Genomic DNA, 16,232 nt, shown 5'->3' on the forward strand with positions numbered 1-16,232 from the left:
CATAAAAAAAGCACCCCGAAGGGTGCTTTTCTGTTAGCCGTGAGCTTAGCGCTTCAGCGAAGCCGGCAGGTGCGGCTGGATCGCCGTCAGCACTGCCTTAAAGCATTTGGTGTTACCGGCAACGATATGGCCTTTTTCAAGGAAGTCGTGACCGCCAGTGAAGTCGCTCACCAGGCCGCCGGCTTCCTGAATCAGCAGCGCGCCTGCAGCCATGTCCCACTCGGACAGGCCCGACTCCCAGAACGCATCAAAACGACCGGCAGCCACGTAGGCCAGGTCCAGGCTTGCCGAACCGGCGCGGCGGATGCCGGCAGTCTGGCCAACCAGGGCGCGGAACATGCCGAGGTAGTTGTCGAGGTTGTCCATCTGATCGTCCCGGAACGGGAAACCGGTACCGAGCAGGGCGCCGTCGAGGCTGGTGCGACCGCTGACGCGCAGGCGACGACCGTTCAGTTGGGCGCCGCGACCACGGCTGGCGGTGAATTCTTCCTGGCGGACAGGATCCAGAACCACGGCGTGTTCCAGGCGACCACGATATTTGCAGGCAATGCTCACAGCAAAGTGCGGAATGCCACGCAGGAAGTTGGTGGTGCCGTCCAGCGGATCGATGATCCACAGGTACTCTTCGCCTTCGATGCCGGTGCCAGCGTGCAGGCCGGTCTCTTCACCCTGGATCGAGTGATTCGGGTAAGCCTTGCGCAGGGCATCGATGATTTTCTGTTCAGCGGCGCGATCAACCTCGGATACGTAATCCTTGGCGTCTTTTTCGTCGACCTTGATGGTATCCAGGCGCTCGATGGAGCGGAAGATCAGTTCACTGGCGCTGCGGGCGGCGCGCAGCGCGATATTCAGCATGGGCTGCATGGATGTGTCACCTAAGGTTGTTAAAGAAAGCCGCGCATTCTATCAGAACTTTTCTTCAGGTGAAGGACGCTGTTCGCTTTCATAGCTTAACGGTAGGCTGTTCTGTAAGATTTGCCCCCCTTTCCAATGTCCGAGAGCGCCTCCCTTGCTGCAGAACATTCGTGTCGTCCTGGTCAATACCAGCCACCCCGGAAACATCGGCGGGGCCGCGCGCGCCATGAAAAACATGGGTCTGTCGCGACTGGTGCTGGTCGAACCGCGGGTCTTCCCGCATCACGAGGCCGATGCCCGCGCCTCTGGTGCCGGTGACATCCTTGAAAGCGCACAAGTCGTCGCCACGTTGGAAGATGCTTTGGTCGGCTGCAATCTGGTGCTCGGCACCAGTGCTCGTGATCGTCGTATTCCCTGGCCGCTGCTTGATCCGCGCGAATGCGGCAACAAAGTGGTCGAGGAGGCCGGGCGGGGCGCCGAAATCGCTTTGGTGTTCGGGCGTGAAGATTCCGGCCTGACCAACGAAGAGCTGCAGCGATGTCACTTCCATGTGCACATCCCTTCCGACCCGACCTTCAGTTCGCTGAACCTCGGGGCGGCGGTGCAGGTGTTGAGTTATGAAGTGCGCATGGCCTGGCTGGCTGCACAGGGTCAGCCAAGCAAGGTCGAGAAAGAAGAAGTGGCTTCGGTGAAAAGCGCCGAGTTGGCGACCATGGATGAACTGGAACGATTCTATGAGCACCTGGAGCAGACGCTGGTCGCCATCGAATTCCTCGACCCGGAAAAACCACGGCACTTGATGGCGCGCCTGCGCCGGTTGTACGGACGCAGCTCGGTCAGCCGGGCGGAAATGAATATTTTGCGTGGCATTCTCACGGAAACCCAGAAAGCGGCCCGTGGCGAGCTTCTAAAGCGGAAGGATTAAATGATGTTTGAGCGTTTGCGTGAAGATATCCAAAGCGTATTCCATCGAGACCCGGCGGCGCGTAACGCTTTTGAAGTCCTGACCTGCTACCCCGGCATGCATGCGATCTGGATTCATCGTCTGGCCGGCATGCTCTGGCGCAACGATCTGAAGTGGCTGGCGCGGCTGGTGTCGAACTTCGGTCGCTGGCTGACCGGGATCGAGATTCATCCGGGTGCCAAGGTCGGGCGGCGTTTCTTCATCGATCACGGCATGGGCATCGTTATTGGTGAAACCGCCGAGATCGGCGATGACGTGACCATTTATCAGGGTGTGACCCTTGGCGGTACCAGTTGGAACAAAGGTAAGCGCCACCCGACGCTGGGTGATGGCGTAGTGGTCGGTGCGGGCGCCAAGGTGCTCGGTCCGTTCACGGTGGGTGCTGGGGCCAAGGTCGGCTCCAATGCCGTTGTGACTAAAGAAGTGCCGCCGGGCGCCACTGTGGTGGGGATTCCGGGGCGGATCATCGTCAAGACCGATGAAGAGCAGGACGCCAAACGCAAAGCCATGGCGGAAAAGATCGGTTTCGACGCCTACGGTGTCAGCGAAGACATGCCCGACCCGGTGGCCCGCGCCATCGGCCAATTGCTCGATCACCTGCAAGCGGTTGACGGGCGTCTGGAGGGGATGTGTGGTGCGTTGAAGGATCTGGGCAGCAATTACTGTGCGAAAGATCTGCCTGAGCTGCGAGAAGAAGACTTCGCCTGCGTCAAGGGCAAAGACGAATCCAAGGCCGGCTAAAGCCTCTGTAGGAGCTGCCGAAGGCTGCGATCTTTTGAATTTGCCTTCTTAAGATCAAAAGATCGCAGCCTTCGGCGGCTCCTACAAAGGCGTCCAGCAGCTGGTGTGCCATTGGGCTGCAGACCCTGCTATCATTCGCGCGCTCTTTTGCGGGTAAACCCGACTAAAGCACTAGGTCTTATAGTTGACTTAAATGCTCGGGAATTGCATACTCCCGCCCATTCCGAACTCCGTGGTAACTGTCCATGCGACTGACTACAAAAGGCCGATACGCCGTGACCGCCATGCTTGACCTGGCGTTGCACGCGCAGCACGGGCCGGTGTCTCTGGCCGATATCTCAGAGCGCCAAGGCATCTCCCTGTCCTACCTCGAACAGCTGTTCGCCAAGCTGCGCCGCAGCAACCTGGTTTCCAGTGTTCGCGGCCCGGGTGGTGGCTACCAGTTGTCCCGCGACATGCAGGGCATTCAGGTCGCCCAGGTGATCGATGCGGTGAACGAATCGGTCGATGCCACCAAGTGCCAGGGCCAGGGCGATTGTCATTCCGGCGATACCTGCCTGACCCATCATCTGTGGTGCGACTTGAGTCTGCAGATTCACGAATTTCTGAGCGGTATCAGCTTGGCCGACCTTGTGACTCGCCGTGAGGTACAAGAAGTGGCCCAGCGTCAGGACCAGCGCCGTTGCAGCAGCAAGGCGCCACGCCTGGACAAGATTGAAGCGTCCGCCGTCGAATGACAGCCGAAGAGCTACCCGCGGCACGCCAGCCCTGATTTAGGAGATAGTCCATGAAATTGCCGATTTACCTTGATTACTCTGCAACCACCCCGGTTGATCCGCGCGTTGCGCAGAAAATGAGTGAATGCCTGCTGGTCGACGGAAACTTCGGTAACCCGGCTTCGCGCTCCCACGTGTTCGGCTGGAAGGCTGAAGAGTCCGTCGAAAACGCCCGTCGTCAGGTGGCCGATCTGGTCAATGCCGACCCGCGCGAAATCGTCTGGACCTCCGGTGCCACCGAATCCGACAACCTGGCGATCAAGGGCGCGGCACATTTCTACGCCTCCAAGGGCAAGCACCTGATCACCAGCAAGATCGAGCACAAGGCTGTCCTCGACACCATGCGCCAGCTGGAGCGTGAAGGTTTCGAAGTGACTTATCTCGAGCCGACCGAAGACGGTCTGATCACCCCGGCAATGATCGATGCTGCACTGCGCGAAGACACCATTCTGGTGTCGGTGATGCACGTGAACAACGAGATCGGCACCGTCAACGACATCGCCGCCATCGGCGAGATGCTGCGCGCCAAAGGCGTGCTGTTCCATGTCGACGCTGCTCAGTCCACCGGCAAGGTCGACATCGATCTGCAGAAGCTGAAAGTCGACATGATGTCGTTCTCCGCCCACAAGACTTATGGCCCTAAAGGCATCGGCGCGCTGTATGTCAGCCGCAAGCCGCGTGTGCGCATCGAAGCGACCATGCACGGCGGCGGTCACGAGCGCGGCATGCGTTCCGGCACCCTGGCGACCCACCAGATCGTCGGCATGGGCGAAGCGTTCCGTGTGGCAAAAGAAGACATGGCCGCTGAAAACGTTCGTATCAAAGCCTTGAGCGACCGTTTCTACAAGCAGGTCGAGCATCTGGAAGAGCTGTACGTCAACGGCAGCCTGACCGCCCGCGTCCCGCACAACCTGAACCTGAGCTTCAACTACGTTGAGGGCGAGTCGCTGATCATGGCGCTCAAGGATCTGGCGGTATCGTCCGGTTCGGCGTGCACCTCGGCGTCGCTGGAGCCTTCGTACGTATTGCGCGCCTTGGGCCGCAACGACGAACTGGCGCACAGCTCGATCCGCTTTACCTTCGGCCGTTTTACCACCGAAGAAGAAATCGACTACGCCGCGCAGAAAGTCTGCGAGGCCGTTACCAAGCTGCGCGCTCTGTCGCCGCTGTGGGACATGTACAAAGACGGCGTCGATATCTCGAAAATCGAGTGGGCGGCACACTAACTATAGAAGCCGCCGGATACAGACCCTGTAGCGACGCGGCGTTAACGCAGCGCAGTTGCAGGGTCTCAAGAGCGGCCCTGATGAGTGAGGATTGAGAATCATGGCTTACAGCGAAAAGGTCATCGACCACTACGAAAACCCGCGCAACGTCGGCAAGATGAATGCGGAAGATCCTGATGTCGGCACCGGCATGGTCGGCGCTCCGGCGTGCGGCGACGTGATGCGTCTGCAGATCAAGGTCAACGAGCAGGGCGTTATCGAAGATGCCAAGTTCAAGACCTACGGTTGCGGTTCGGCCATCGCCTCCAGCTCCCTCGCCACCGAGTGGATGAAGGGCAAGACTCTGGATGAAGCCGAAACCATCAAGAACACTCAGCTGGCCGAAGAACTGGCCCTGCCGCCAGTGAAAATCCACTGCTCCGTGCTCGCTGAAGACGCTATCAAAGCGGCTGTTCGCGATTACAAGCAGAAGAAAGGTTTGATCTGACTTTCAAGATTTGGCGACGAGTAAGGAGTCAACGATGGCTATCAGCATGACAGAAGCGGCTGCTCGACACGTGCGGCGCTCCCTCGACGGGCGCGGCAAAGGTGAAGGGATTCGTCTGGGTGTTCGCACTACAGGCTGTTCCGGCCTTGCCTACGTGCTGGAGTTTGTCGACGAGGTAGTGGCGGAAGATCAGGTGTTCGAGAGTCACGGCGAAAAAGTGATCATCGACCCGAAAAGCCTGGCCTACCTGGACGGCACCGAGCTTGATTTCGTCAAGGAAGGGTTGAACGAAGGCTTCAAGTTCAACAACCCCAACGTGCGCGGTGAATGTGGCTGCGGCGAAAGCTTCAACATCTGAGGCTGGTCGTGGGTATTCCTTGTCATTTCGCTTTATTCGAGCTGCAACCGAGCTTCCGCCTGGATCTCGAGCAGTTGGCCACGCGCTACCGTGAGTTGGCGCGCGGCGTCCATCCTGACCGCTTTGCCGACGCTACCGAGCGCGAGCAGCGCTCGGCGCTCGAGCAATCGGCGCGGCTCAACGACGCCTACCAGACGCTCAAGAGTCCGGCCCAGCGCGCACGCTACCTGCTGAAAATCAGCGGGCATGAAGTGCCGATGGAAGTCACCGTCCACGATCCCGAGTTCCTTCTGCAGCAGATGCAATGGCGCGAAGAGCTCGAAGATCTGCAGGACAGTGCCGACCTCGACGGTGTCGCGGTATTCAAGCGTCGCTTGAAGGCGGCTCAGGAACAGCTCAACGAAAGCTTCGCAGCCTGTTGGGATGATGCAGCGCAACGCGAGCAGGCCGAACGCCTGATGCGGCGCATGCAGTTCCTCGACAAGCTCACCTACGAAGTGCGCCAGCTGGAAGAGCGCCTCGACGATTAACCCAGTGCTGCCCTGATTGCACGCTGACAGACAGACAAGACCTGATCACCATGGCTCTACTGCAGATCGCCGAACCCGGCCAAAGTCCTCAACCACACCAGCGTCGTCTGGCTGTTGGCATCGACTTGGGTACAACCAATTCGCTGGTCGCTGCGCTGCGCAGTGGTCTTTCCGAACCGCTGGCCGACGCTAACGGGCAGGTCATCCTGCCGTCCGCCGTGCGTTATCACGCCGACCGCGTCGAAGTCGGCGAGTCGGCCAAGCTCGCCGCATCCTCCGATCCTCTGAACACCGTGCTCTCGGTCAAGCGCCTGATGGGTCGTGGTCTGTCCGACGTCAAGCAATTGGGTGAGCAGCTGCCGTACCGCTTCGTCGGCGGCGAATCGCACATGCCGTTCATCGACACCGTGCAAGGCCCGAAAAGCCCGGTCGAAGTCTCCGCCGATATCCTCAAAGTCCTGCGTCAGCGTGCTGAGGCGACCTTGGGTGGCGAACTGGTTGGCGCGGTGATCACCGTTCCCGCTTACTTCGACGACGCGCAGCGTCAGGCCACCAAGGACGCGGCCAAGCTCGCCGGTCTGAACGTGTTGCGCCTGCTCAACGAGCCGACCGCTGCTGCTGTGGCGTACGGTCTGGATCAGCATGCCGAAGGTCTGGTGGCTATCTACGACCTGGGCGGCGGTACTTTCGATATCTCCATTCTGCGTCTGACTGGCGGCGTCTTTGAAGTTCTGGCCACTGGCGGCGACAGCGCGCTGGGCGGCGATGACTTTGATCACGCGATTGCCGGCTGGATCATCGATAGCGCTGGCCTGTCCGCCGATCTCGATCCGGGCGCGCAACGCAATCTGCTGCAAACCGCCTGCGCGGCCAAAGAAGCCCTGACCGATGCGGCCAGTGTGGAAGTGGCTTACGGCGACTGGAAAGCACAACTGACCCGCGAAGCCTTCGATGCGCTGATCGAACCGATGGTCGCGCGCAGCCTGAAAGCCTGCCGCCGCGCCGTTCGCGATTCCGGTATTGAACTGGATGACGTCCACGCCGTGGTCATGGTCGGCGGTTCGACCCGCGTACCACGTGTTCGTGAAGCCGTTGCCGAAGCGTTCGGTCGTCAGCCATTGACGGAAATCGATCCGGATCAAGTGGTGGCCATCGGGGCCGCGATTCAGGCTGATACGCTGGCTGGCAACAAGCGCGATGGCGGCGAACTGCTGCTGCTCGACGTGATTCCGCTGTCCCTGGGGCTGGAAACCATGGGCGGGCTGATGGAGAAGGTGATTCCGCGCAACACCACCATCCCCGTCGCCCGCGCCCAGGATTTCACCACCTATAAAGACGGCCAGTCGGCCATGGCGATCCACGTGTTGCAGGGCGAGCGCGAGCTGATCAGCGACTGCCGCTCTCTGGCGCGTTTCGAATTGCGCGGCATACCGGCGATGGTGGCCGGTGCGGCGAAAATTCGCGTGACCTTCCAGGTCGACGCCGACGGTCTGCTCAGCGTGTCTGCCCGTGAATTGGGCTCGGGCGTTGAAGCGAGCATTCAGGTCAAACCTTCCTATGGTCTGACCGATGGCGAAATCGCCAAGATGCTCAAAGATTCGTTCCAGCACGCCAATGACGACAAGGTCGCCCGTGTTCTGCGTGAGCAGCAAGTCGATGCCCAACGCCTGCTCGAAGCGGTGCAGGGCGCGCTGGAGGCGGATGGCGAACGTCTGCTCGACGCCGAAGAGCGCATGGTCATCGAACTGCAAATGCAGGAACTGGCCGAACTGATGAAAGGTACCGATGGTTACGCCATCGAGCAGCAGACCAAACGTCTGTCGCAAGTGACCGATGCTTTTGCTGCCCGCCGCATGGATCAGACGGTTAAAGCCGCTCTGTCGGGGCGCAACCTGAATGAAATCGAGGATATCTGATGCCGCAGGTCATTTTTCTGCCCCACGAGAAGTTCTGCCCTGAAGGCATGGTGGTCGAGGCTGCGCCCGGCACATCGATTCTCGAACTGGCCCACGAACACCACATCGAGATGGAAAGTGCCTGCGGCGGCGTCTGCGCCTGCACTACTTGCCACTGCATCATCCGCGAGGGTTTCGACTCGCTGGAAGAGGCCGACGAGCTGGAAGAAGACTTCCTCGATCGTGCGTGGGGTCTGGAGGCGCAATCGCGTCTGGCCTGTCAGGCCATCGTCGGTGAAGAAGACCTCACCGTCGAGATTCCGAAATATTCGCTTAACCATGCGGCCGAAGCGCCGCACTGACTGGTAAGACTGTCATGAGCTACGGTTGGAATGATGTTCAACGCATTGCCGAAGAGCTGGCCGAGGCCCACGAGGGGCTTGATCCATACTCTGTAGGTTTTGTCCGTCTGCAGCAGATGATTCTTGAGCTGCCCGACTTCGATGCTACTTCTGGCCGCGTCGGCGAGAAGGTGCTGGAAGCGGTTCAGGAGCTCTGGGCCGCAGAATTGAACTGATCGTCTCGCAGGTTAGGCAATACCCAAGAACCCGCGTATAATTCGCGGGTTTAATTTTTCGCAAATTACCGTTTCTGGAGTTACACCATGGCTGTTCAACGTACTTTCTCCATCATCAAGCCTGACGCCGTTGCTAAAAACGTGATCGGCAAGATCACCACTCGCTTCGAAGACGCTGGCCTGCGCGTTGTAGCTTCGAAACTGAAGCAACTGTCCAAAGCCGAAGCCGAAGGCTTCTACGCTGAGCACAGCGAGCGCGGTTTCTTCGGTGACCTGGTTGCTTTCATGACTTCCGGTCCGGTTGTCGTTCAGGTTCTGGAAGGCGAAAACGCCATCGCTCGCAACCGTGAGCTGATGGGCGCTACCAACCCTAAAGAAGCTGCTGCCGGCACCATCCGTGCTGACTTCGCTGAATCGATCGACGCCAACGCCGTTCACGGTTCGGACTCCGAAGCTGCTGCCGCTCGCGAAATCGCTTACTTCTTCGCAGCTACTGAAGTAACCACTCGCTAAGCATTGCTTGCAGAGTGAAGGTGAATCCATGACTACATCGACTGTTAAAACAAACCTGCTGGGTCTGACCCAGCCGGAAATGGAAAAATTCTTCGACTCAATCGGGGAGAAGCGTTTCCGTGCCGGTCAGGTAATGAAATGGATTCACCACTTTGGCGTCGATGATTTCGACGCCATGACGAACGTCAGCAAAGCCTTGCGCGACAAGCTCAAGGCCATTGCTGAAGTGCGTGGTCCGGAAGTGGTCAGCGAGGACATCTCCAGCGACGGCACCCGTAAATGGGTGGTGCGCGTGGCGTCCGGTAGCTGCGTCGAGACCGTGTACATTCCCCAGGGCAAACGCGGCACTCTGTGCGTTTCGTCCCAGGCAGGCTGTGCCCTGGACTGCAGTTTCTGCTCCACCGGCAAGCAAGGCTTCAACAGCAACCTCACCGCCGCCGAAGTCATCGGTCAGGTGTGGATTGCCAACAAATCTTTCGGCAGCGTCCCGGCCACCGTCGACCGCGCCATCACCAACGTGGTGATGATGGGCATGGGCGAGCCGTTGCTGAACTTCGACAACGTCGTCGCCGCCATGCATCTGATGATGGATGACCTCGGCTACGGGATCTCCAAGCGCCGCGTGACCCTGTCCACCTCGGGTGTGGTGCCGATGATCGATGAGCTGGCCAAGCACATCGATGTGTCCCTGGCGTTGTCCCTGCACGCACCAAATGACGCATTGCGTAACCAATTGGTGCCGATCAACAAGAAATATCCGCTTAAGATGCTGCTCGAGTCGTGCCAGCGCTACATGTCCGCCCTTGGCGAGAAACGTGTGCTGACCATCGAGTACACCTTGCTCAAGGACGTCAACGACAAGCTTGAGCACGCGGTGGAAATGATCGAGCTGCTCAAGGATATCCCGTGCAAGATCAACCTGATCCCGTTCAATCCGTTCCCGCATTCCGGGTACGAGCGGCCGAGCAACAATGCCATCCGCCGCTTCCAGGATCAGTTGCATCAAGCCGGTTTCAACGTCACCGTGCGCACCACCCGTGGTGAAGACATCGATGCCGCATGTGGTCAATTGGTAGGGCAGGTGCTGGATCGCACCCGTCGCAGCGAACGTTACATCGCCGTGCGCGAGTTGAGCGCCGACAGCGATCTGGCACAGAACGCCGCGAACACTAACTAAGAGAGGATCTCTATGTCCCTGCGCTTTGCGCTGCTGTTGCTGTTGGCCAGCCTGTGTGCTGGTTGTGTCCTGTCGGGTGACTACAACCCGATGAAGACCAGCAAGGGCCGCGATGAAGCGCGGGCTGCCTACGTGCAGCTGGGGCTGGGCTATCTGCAGCAAGGCATGACCGAGCGCGCCAAGGTGCCACTGAAGAAAGCGCTGGAGCTGGACGGTTCCGACCCCGATGCCAATGCGGCCCTCGGTCTGGTGTTCCAGGCGGAAATGGAGCCGGCACTGGCCGACGAGCACTTTCGCAAGGCCCTGTCCTCACGTCCCGCCGATGCGCGCATCCTCAACAACTACGGCAGTTTTCTTTACGAAGAACAGCGCTACAAGGAAGCCTACGAGCGTTTTGAACAAGCGGCCGCCGATACCCTGTATCCTGAGCGCTCGCGGGTCTTCGAAAACCTCGGCATGACCGCCGCCAAGCTTGGTCAGCGTGATCTGGCCCAGCAACAGCTGGAAAAAGCCCTGCGCCTGAATCGCCAACAACCACGCGCGTTGCTGGAAATGGCTGAGTTGTCCTTCGAAGACAGGCATTATGTGCCCGCGCGTGACTATTACGACCGTTTCAGCCAGCTGACCGAACAAAATGCACGTAGCCTATTGCTCGGCGTTCGGCTGGCAAAAGTGTTTGAAGATCGCGACAAGGCAGCCAGTTACGGTCTGCAATTAAAACGACTCTATCCCGGTACGCCGGAATATCAGCAATACCTGTCGGAGCAATGATGAAAGCGGCGCATCCCGAAGTTGTAGCAGCGAATCGCGTTAATCCCGGTGAGACCCTGCGCCAGGCCCGCGAAAGCAATGGCTGGTCGCTGGCCGAAGTGGCCCTCAAGCTCAACCTCACCGTGACATCCCTGAGCAATCTTGAAGCCGGCGCGTTCGACAAGCTGCCGGGGCATACCTTCGCTCGCGGTTACATTCGCGCCTATGCCAAATTGCTCGGCATGGACCAGACCGTTCTGGTTCAGCAGTTTGACCAGTCCACCGGCACCGACTCCCAGGGCAGCAACGTTCACGCCCTCGGTCGTATCGAAGAGCCGGTGCGGGTTTCCCACACCATTTTGCGTATCGTCAGTCTGTTGTTGCTGATCGCGGTCATCGGCGGCGGATTCGTCTGGTGGCAGGATCAGACCTCACAGCGCAGCCGCGATCTGACCAGCCTCGCGCCAGAACACGTTGAAGTCGAAGGCGCTGACGGCACCACCCAGATCCACCCGATCGACGAGCCGGAAGACCAGGCCGTCGCCGAGAATCAGGCCGACAACTCCACTTCGCTGGCTTTGCCGCAGTCGGACGCCAGCGCTGAATCGACCGGCGCCGAGTCCGTTGCGCCAGCGGCCGAGCCGGCTGCCCCGGCAGTTGCACCAAGCGTACCGGCACAGACGCCTGCACCGGTGGTGGCGGCTCCGGCCACTTCCGCGCCGAATGTCCCAGCGACACCTGCCCCGACCGCGCCGGTTGCTCAAGCGCCAAGCGCTGAAACAGCTGCTCCGGTAGCCGGCGAAGGCCAGGTACAGTTGCAATTCACCGGCGATTGCTGGGCACAGGTGACCGATGGCCGTGGCAAAGTGATTTTCAGTGGTCTGAAGCATAAAGGCGACAGCGTGAGTGTTTCCGGCAAACCCCCGCTCGCCGTGCGCCTGGGCGTCGCCCGCGCGGCACAGGTCAGCTACAACGGCCAACCGGTCGACATCGCTCCGTTCACCAGTGGCGAGACTGCTCGCCTGAAGTTGGGTCAATAAGTCATGCACGGCGAATCTCCAATCAAACGTCGCGAATCGCGCAAGATCTGGGTCGGCAACGTACCGGTGGGCGGCGACGCGCCGATCGCTGTGCAGAGCATGACCAACAGCGACACCAATGACGTCGCCGCGACCGTGGCGCAGATCAATCGTCTGGAAGCTGCCGGCGTCGATATCGTTCGCGTTTCGGTACCCGACATGGACGCCGCCGAGGCGTTCGGCAAGATCAAGCAACTGGTCAAAGTGCCGTTGGTGGCCGACATCCACTTCGACTACAGGATCGCTCTGCGCGTGGCCGAGCTGGGCGTCGACTGCTTGCGCATCAACCCGGGCAACATCGGTCGTGAAGACCGTGTGCGTGCCGTGGTCGATGCAGCCCGCGATCGTGGCATTCCAATTCGCATCGGCGTCAACGCCGGTTCCCTGGAAAAAGACCTACAGAAGAAATATGGCGAGCCGACCCCGGCCGCATTGGTCGAGTCCGCCCTGCGCCACGTTGAACACCTCGAACGCCTGAATTTCCAGGACTTCAAGGTCAGCGTGAAGGCCTCCGACGTGTTCATGGCCGTCGAAGCCTACCGTTTGCTGGCGAAAGAAATCGTCCAGCCGCTGCACCTCGGCATCACTGAAGCCGGTGGTTTGCGCTCGGGCACGGTGAAATCCGCCGTGGGCCTAGGTATGCTGCTCGCCGAAGGGATTGGCGATACTATCCGCATCTCGCTGGCGGCCGACCCGGTCGAGGAAGTGAAGGTCGGTTACGACATTCTCAAGTCTTTGCATCTGCGTTCCCGTGGCATCAACTTCATCGCCTGCCCGAGCTGCTCGCGGCAGAACTTCGATGTGGTGAAAACCATGAACGAGCTGGAAGGGCGCCTTGAAGACCTGCTGGTGCCGCTGGATGTCGCGGTGATCGGTTGCGTGGTCAACGGCCCCGGCGAAGCCAAGGAAGCCCATATCGGCTTGACCGGCGGCACGCCAAACCTGATTTACATCGATGGCAAGCCGTCGCAGAAACTGACGAATGACAATCTGGTGGATGAGCTGGAGCGGCTGATCCGCCAGAAAGCGGCCGAAAAGGTCGAAGCCGACGCTGCCGTTATCGCGCGCGGCTGATCGAACGAATTAAGGAAATTTTGTGAGCAAGTCTCTGCAAGCCATTCGTGGCATGAACGACATCCTGCCCGAACAGACCCCGCTGTGGCGTTATTTCGAGGGCACTGTTGCGCGTCTGCTGGATAACTACGGTTACAAGCAGATCCGCATGCCGATCGTCGAATTCACCGAGCTGTTCAAGCGCTCGATCGGCGAAGTCACCGATATCGTCGAAAAAGAGATGTACACCTTCGAAGACCGCAACGGCGACTCGCTGACCCTGCGTCCGGAAGGCACTGCGGCGTGCGTGCGCGCTGTGCTCGAACACGGCATCACCGGTGGCGGTCAGGTGCAGAAACTCTGGTACATCGGCCCGATGTTCCGCCACGAGCGTCCGCAAAAAGGCCGTTATCGCCAGTTCCACCAGATCGGTCTTGAGGTGTTCAACCTCGACGGTCCGGACATCGACGCCGAGCTGATCATCATGACCTGGCGCCTGTGGGGCGAGCTGGGTATCCGTGATGCGGTCAAGCTCGAACTCAACAGCCTCGGCACCAGCGAGTCCCGCGGTCGCTATCGTGAAGCGCTGGTCGAGTACCTCTCGGCGCACCACGACAAGCTCGACGAAGACAGCCAGCGTCGCCTGAAAACCAACCCGCTGCGCGTGCTCGACACGAAAAATGCCGACACCCAGGCCGTGCTGGTCGATGCGCCGAAAATGGCCGATTACCTCGACGACGAGTCCCGGGCTCACTTCGAAGGCCTGAAGGCGCGTCTGGATGCCGTCGGCATTCCTTATGTGCTCAACCCGAAACTGGTGCGCGGCCTCGATTACTACAGCAAAACAGTTTTCGAATGGGTCACCGACAAGCTCGGCGCTCAGGGCACCGTGTGCGCGGGCGGCCGTTACGACGGTCTGGTCGAGCAGATGGGCGGCAAGCCAACCGCGGGCGTCGGTTTCGCCATGGGCATCGAGCGTCTGGTGTTGATGCTCGAAACCCTCGAGCAGATCCCGGAAGAAATCTCCCGTCAGGTCGACGTCTACCTCTGCGCCTTCGGTGAGCAGGCTGAGTTGGCCGGTCTGGCTCTGGCCGAGCGGGTTCGCGATCAGCTTCCAAACCTGCGTCTGCAAGTCAATGCCGGCGCCGGCAGTTTCAAAAGCCAGTTCAAGAAGGCCGACAAGAGCGGTGCGCTGTACGCGCTGATCCTCGGTGACGACGAAATGGCCCAGCAAGTGGTAGGTTTCAAACCCCTGCGTGGCCAGGGCGAACAACAAAGCATTGCCTGGGATGCGCTCGCCGCTCACCTGGCCACCTGCGTCGTGCAGGGTTGAAGCTGTCTTAACAGCCGATTTAGCGATTAAGGAGTATTGGGGTGTCGAGTACCGAAGACGAACAGTTGGCGGATTTGAAGGACTGGTGGACACGCAACGGCAAACCTCTGGTCACCGGCGGCCTGTTGGCGCTGGTCATCGTGTTCGGCTGGCAGGCTTATCACAAATACCAGAGCAACCAGTCGCAAGGCGCCTCGGTGCTCTATCAGCAATTGCTGGAAACCACCCTCACGCCTGACGGCAAGCCCGATGCCGCGCGCGTTGCGGATCTGGCCGGCAAGCTCAACAGCGAATACGGCGGTTCGGCTTACGCGCAATACGGCAGCCTGTTTGTCGCCAAAGTCGCGGTCGACAGCGGCAAGCTGGACGACGCAGCCGCTGAACTCAAAGCCATCGTCGACAAACCGGCCAACCCGGCGCTGGGCGAGATTGCCCGTCAGCGTCTGGCGCAGGTGCTGGGCGCGCAGGACAAGGCCGAAGACGCCCTGAAACTGCTCGACGGCGATGCCGACAAAGCGTTCCTGGCCACTCGCGAAGAACTCAAGGGCGACCTGCTGGTGCGCTTGGGCCGTACCGATGACGCGAACAAGGCGTATCAAAAAGCCAAGGCGGCACTGTCGGATGAAGCGGCAGTCGGTGGCCTTCAAATCAAGCTCGACGACCTGGCCAAAGGGGATGCGTGACGTGATCCGTTGGAAGCATGCAGCATTGCTGGCTCTGGCCCTTCTGGCCGCGGGTTGCAGCAGCAACAGCAAGAAAGAACTGCCACCGGCTGAACTGACCGACTTCAAGGAAGAAGTGGTTCTGCAGAAGCAGTGGAGTCGCTCGATCGGTGACGGTCAGGGTGAAACCTACAACATGCTGGTGCCGGCGATTGACGGTGACACCATCTACGCCGCCGATGTGACCGGTGTGGTGATGGCACTGGATCGCAGCAACGGTGACGTGAAGTGGGACCAGGATCTGGAACTGCCTGTCTCCGGCGCCGTTGGCGTGGGTTACGGTCTGGTACTGATCGGTACCCTGCGTGGCGAAGTCGTCGCTCTGGACACCAGCAATGGTGAAGAGAAGTGGCGTGCGCGCGTCAACAGTGAAGTCCTCGCGCCGCCGGCCAACAATGGCGACGTCGTCGTTGTGCAGACTCAGGACGATCGTCTGATCGGTCTGGACGCGGCCACCGGCAACCAGCGTTGGGTGTATGACAGCACTCCGGCTGTCCTGACCCTGCGTGGCACCAGTGCTCCGCTGGTCACCAACCGTCTGGCGCTGGCTGGCCTGTCGACGGGTAAAGTGGTCGCTCTGGACATCTCCAACGGCGTGCCGGTGTGGGAACAACGCATCGCCATTCCACAGGGTCGTTCGGAACTGGAGCGCGTGGTCGACATCGACGGCGGTCTGCTGCTGTCCGGCGGCACGCTGTATGTGGCCAGTTATCAGGGTCGCGTGGCGGCACTGGACCTGGAAAGCGGTCGTCAACTGTGGCAGCGCGATGCGTCGAGCTACGCCGGTATCGCTCAGGGTTTCGGCAGCGTCTACGTGAGCCTGTCCTCGGGCACCGTTGAAGGCGTCGACGAGCGTTCGACCACCGCACTGTGGAGCAACGATGCGCTGGCTCGCCGTCAGCTGTCGGCTCCGGAAGTGTTCTCCAGCTATGTAGCTGTGGGTGACCTGGAAGGTTATCTGCACCTGCTCAGCCAGGTTGACGGTCGTTTCGTCGGCCGTGAGCGCATCGACAGCGACGGCCTGCGTGCTCGTCCGCTGGTGGTGGGCGACACGATTTATGTGTATGGCAACAGCGGCAAACTGGAAGCCCTGACCATCAAGTAACAACTATGCTTGGGGTTGATCCCCAAGCGGCCCTGCATCAGCAGAGTTTGCAGCGCCTCCGGGTGTTGCCCCGAGCACCAGCCGCTGCCTC

General features: G+C 60.1%; 19 protein-coding genes. 18 read left to right on the plus strand and 1 reads right to left on the minus strand.

The genetic code is table 11. The annotated features are described in order from the left end of the window. Positions 1–45: 45 nt before the first annotated feature. Positions 46–864 (minus strand): inositol-phosphate phosphatase, encoded by an 819-nt coding sequence (gene suhB, locus CXF97_RS25520; protein ID WP_016773320.1) that lies wholly within the window; start codon positions 862–864, stop codon positions 46–48. Positions 865–1,009: 145 nt separating this feature from the next. On the opposite strand from suhB, the gene trmJ reads away from it, so the two are divergent. From trmJ to bamB, 18 genes are all read left to right on the plus strand, one after another. Then, entirely contained in the window at positions 1,010–1,780 is a 771-nt protein-coding gene (gene trmJ / locus CXF97_RS25525) for a tRNA (cytosine(32)/uridine(32)-2'-O)-methyltransferase TrmJ (RefSeq protein ID WP_101162016.1), read from the plus strand. Between the two features lie 3 nt (positions 1,781–1,783). Then, positions 1,784–2,560, plus strand: coding sequence for a serine O-acetyltransferase (cysE, locus tag CXF97_RS25530; protein ID WP_101162260.1), 777 nt, complete (start codon positions 1,784–1,786; stop codon positions 2,558–2,560). A gap of 245 nt (positions 2,561–2,805) precedes the next feature. Then, a complete protein-coding gene (iscR, locus tag CXF97_RS25535) occupies positions 2,806–3,297 on the plus strand; it encodes a Fe-S cluster assembly transcriptional regulator IscR (RefSeq protein ID WP_016773323.1) in 492 nt (163 codons plus the stop codon). A gap of 50 nt (positions 3,298–3,347) precedes the next feature. Next, a complete protein-coding gene (locus CXF97_RS25540; protein ID WP_101162018.1) occupies positions 3,348–4,562 on the plus strand; it encodes an IscS subfamily cysteine desulfurase in 1,215 nt (404 codons plus the stop codon). Positions 4,563–4,662: 100 nt separating this feature from the next. Next, positions 4,663–5,049, plus strand: coding sequence for a Fe-S cluster assembly scaffold IscU (iscU, locus tag CXF97_RS25545; RefSeq protein WP_003248539.1), 387 nt, complete (start codon positions 4,663–4,665; stop codon positions 5,047–5,049). A 34-nt stretch (positions 5,050–5,083) separates the two neighbouring features. Further along, positions 5,084–5,407: an iron-sulfur cluster assembly protein IscA gene (gene iscA, locus CXF97_RS25550; RefSeq protein WP_003227904.1), complete on the plus strand. Its 324-nt coding sequence runs from the start codon at positions 5,084–5,086 to the stop codon at positions 5,405–5,407. Positions 5,408–5,415: 8 nt separating this feature from the next. Beyond that, complete coding sequence (hscB, locus tag CXF97_RS25555; RefSeq protein ID WP_101162020.1) at positions 5,416–5,937, plus strand: co-chaperone HscB; 522 nt, start codon at positions 5,416–5,418, stop codon at positions 5,935–5,937. Between the two features lie 50 nt (positions 5,938–5,987). Then, on the plus strand, positions 5,988–7,853 hold the full coding sequence (gene hscA, locus CXF97_RS25560) for a Fe-S protein assembly chaperone HscA (RefSeq protein WP_101162022.1): 1,866 nt from the start codon (positions 5,988–5,990) through the stop codon (positions 7,851–7,853). Then, complete coding sequence (gene fdx / locus CXF97_RS25565) at positions 7,853–8,194, plus strand: ISC system 2Fe-2S type ferredoxin (protein WP_016773327.1); 342 nt, start codon at positions 7,853–7,855, stop codon at positions 8,192–8,194. The genes hscA and fdx overlap by 1 nt, the downstream gene beginning before the upstream one ends. A 14-nt stretch (positions 8,195–8,208) precedes the next feature. Then, positions 8,209–8,409: a Fe-S cluster assembly protein IscX gene (gene iscX, locus CXF97_RS25570; RefSeq protein WP_101162025.1), complete on the plus strand. Its 201-nt coding sequence runs from the start codon at positions 8,209–8,211 to the stop codon at positions 8,407–8,409. Between the two features lie 87 nt (positions 8,410–8,496). After that, positions 8,497–8,922, plus strand: coding sequence for a nucleoside-diphosphate kinase (gene ndk, locus CXF97_RS25575; protein WP_024014216.1), 426 nt, complete (start codon positions 8,497–8,499; stop codon positions 8,920–8,922). A 28-nt stretch (positions 8,923–8,950) separates the two neighbouring features. After that, the gene (gene rlmN / locus CXF97_RS25580) at positions 8,951–10,099 is read left to right on the plus strand and encodes a 23S rRNA (adenine(2503)-C(2))-methyltransferase RlmN (RefSeq protein WP_024014215.1); all 1,149 of its coding nucleotides are present in this window, start codon (positions 8,951–8,953) and stop codon (positions 10,097–10,099) included. 12 nt (positions 10,100–10,111) lie between these two features. After that, entirely contained in the window at positions 10,112–10,870 is a 759-nt protein-coding gene (pilW, locus tag CXF97_RS25585) for a type IV pilus biogenesis/stability protein PilW (RefSeq protein ID WP_016773330.1), read from the plus strand. Next, positions 10,870–11,889, plus strand: coding sequence for a RodZ family helix-turn-helix domain-containing protein (locus CXF97_RS25590; protein WP_101162027.1), 1,020 nt, complete (start codon positions 10,870–10,872; stop codon positions 11,887–11,889). Before pilW ends, CXF97_RS25590 begins: the two co-directional genes overlap by 1 nt. A gap of 3 nt (positions 11,890–11,892) precedes the next feature. Continuing rightward, positions 11,893–13,002 carry a flavodoxin-dependent (E)-4-hydroxy-3-methylbut-2-enyl-diphosphate synthase gene (ispG, locus tag CXF97_RS25595; RefSeq protein WP_003185136.1) on the plus strand — a complete coding sequence of 370 codons (1,110 nt, stop codon included), beginning with the start codon at positions 11,893–11,895 and terminating at the stop codon, positions 13,000–13,002. Between the two features lie 22 nt (positions 13,003–13,024). Continuing rightward, positions 13,025–14,314, plus strand: coding sequence for a histidine--tRNA ligase (gene hisS / locus CXF97_RS25600; protein ID WP_003227887.1), 1,290 nt, complete (start codon positions 13,025–13,027; stop codon positions 14,312–14,314). Positions 14,315–14,355: 41 nt separating this feature from the next. After that, complete coding sequence (locus CXF97_RS25605; protein ID WP_101162029.1) at positions 14,356–14,997, plus strand: tetratricopeptide repeat protein; 642 nt, start codon at positions 14,356–14,358, stop codon at positions 14,995–14,997. Then, complete coding sequence (gene bamB, locus CXF97_RS25610; RefSeq protein ID WP_101162031.1) at positions 14,990–16,141, plus strand: outer membrane protein assembly factor BamB; 1,152 nt, start codon at positions 14,990–14,992, stop codon at positions 16,139–16,141. The genes CXF97_RS25605 and bamB overlap by 8 nt, the downstream gene beginning before the upstream one ends. Positions 16,142–16,232: the final 91 nt, after the last annotated feature.

It is taken from the genome of Pseudomonas sp. Choline-02u-1 (genome assembly GCF_002836515.1).
In the GTDB taxonomy this organism is placed as follows: Bacteria; Pseudomonadota; Gammaproteobacteria; order Pseudomonadales; family Pseudomonadaceae; genus Aquipseudomonas.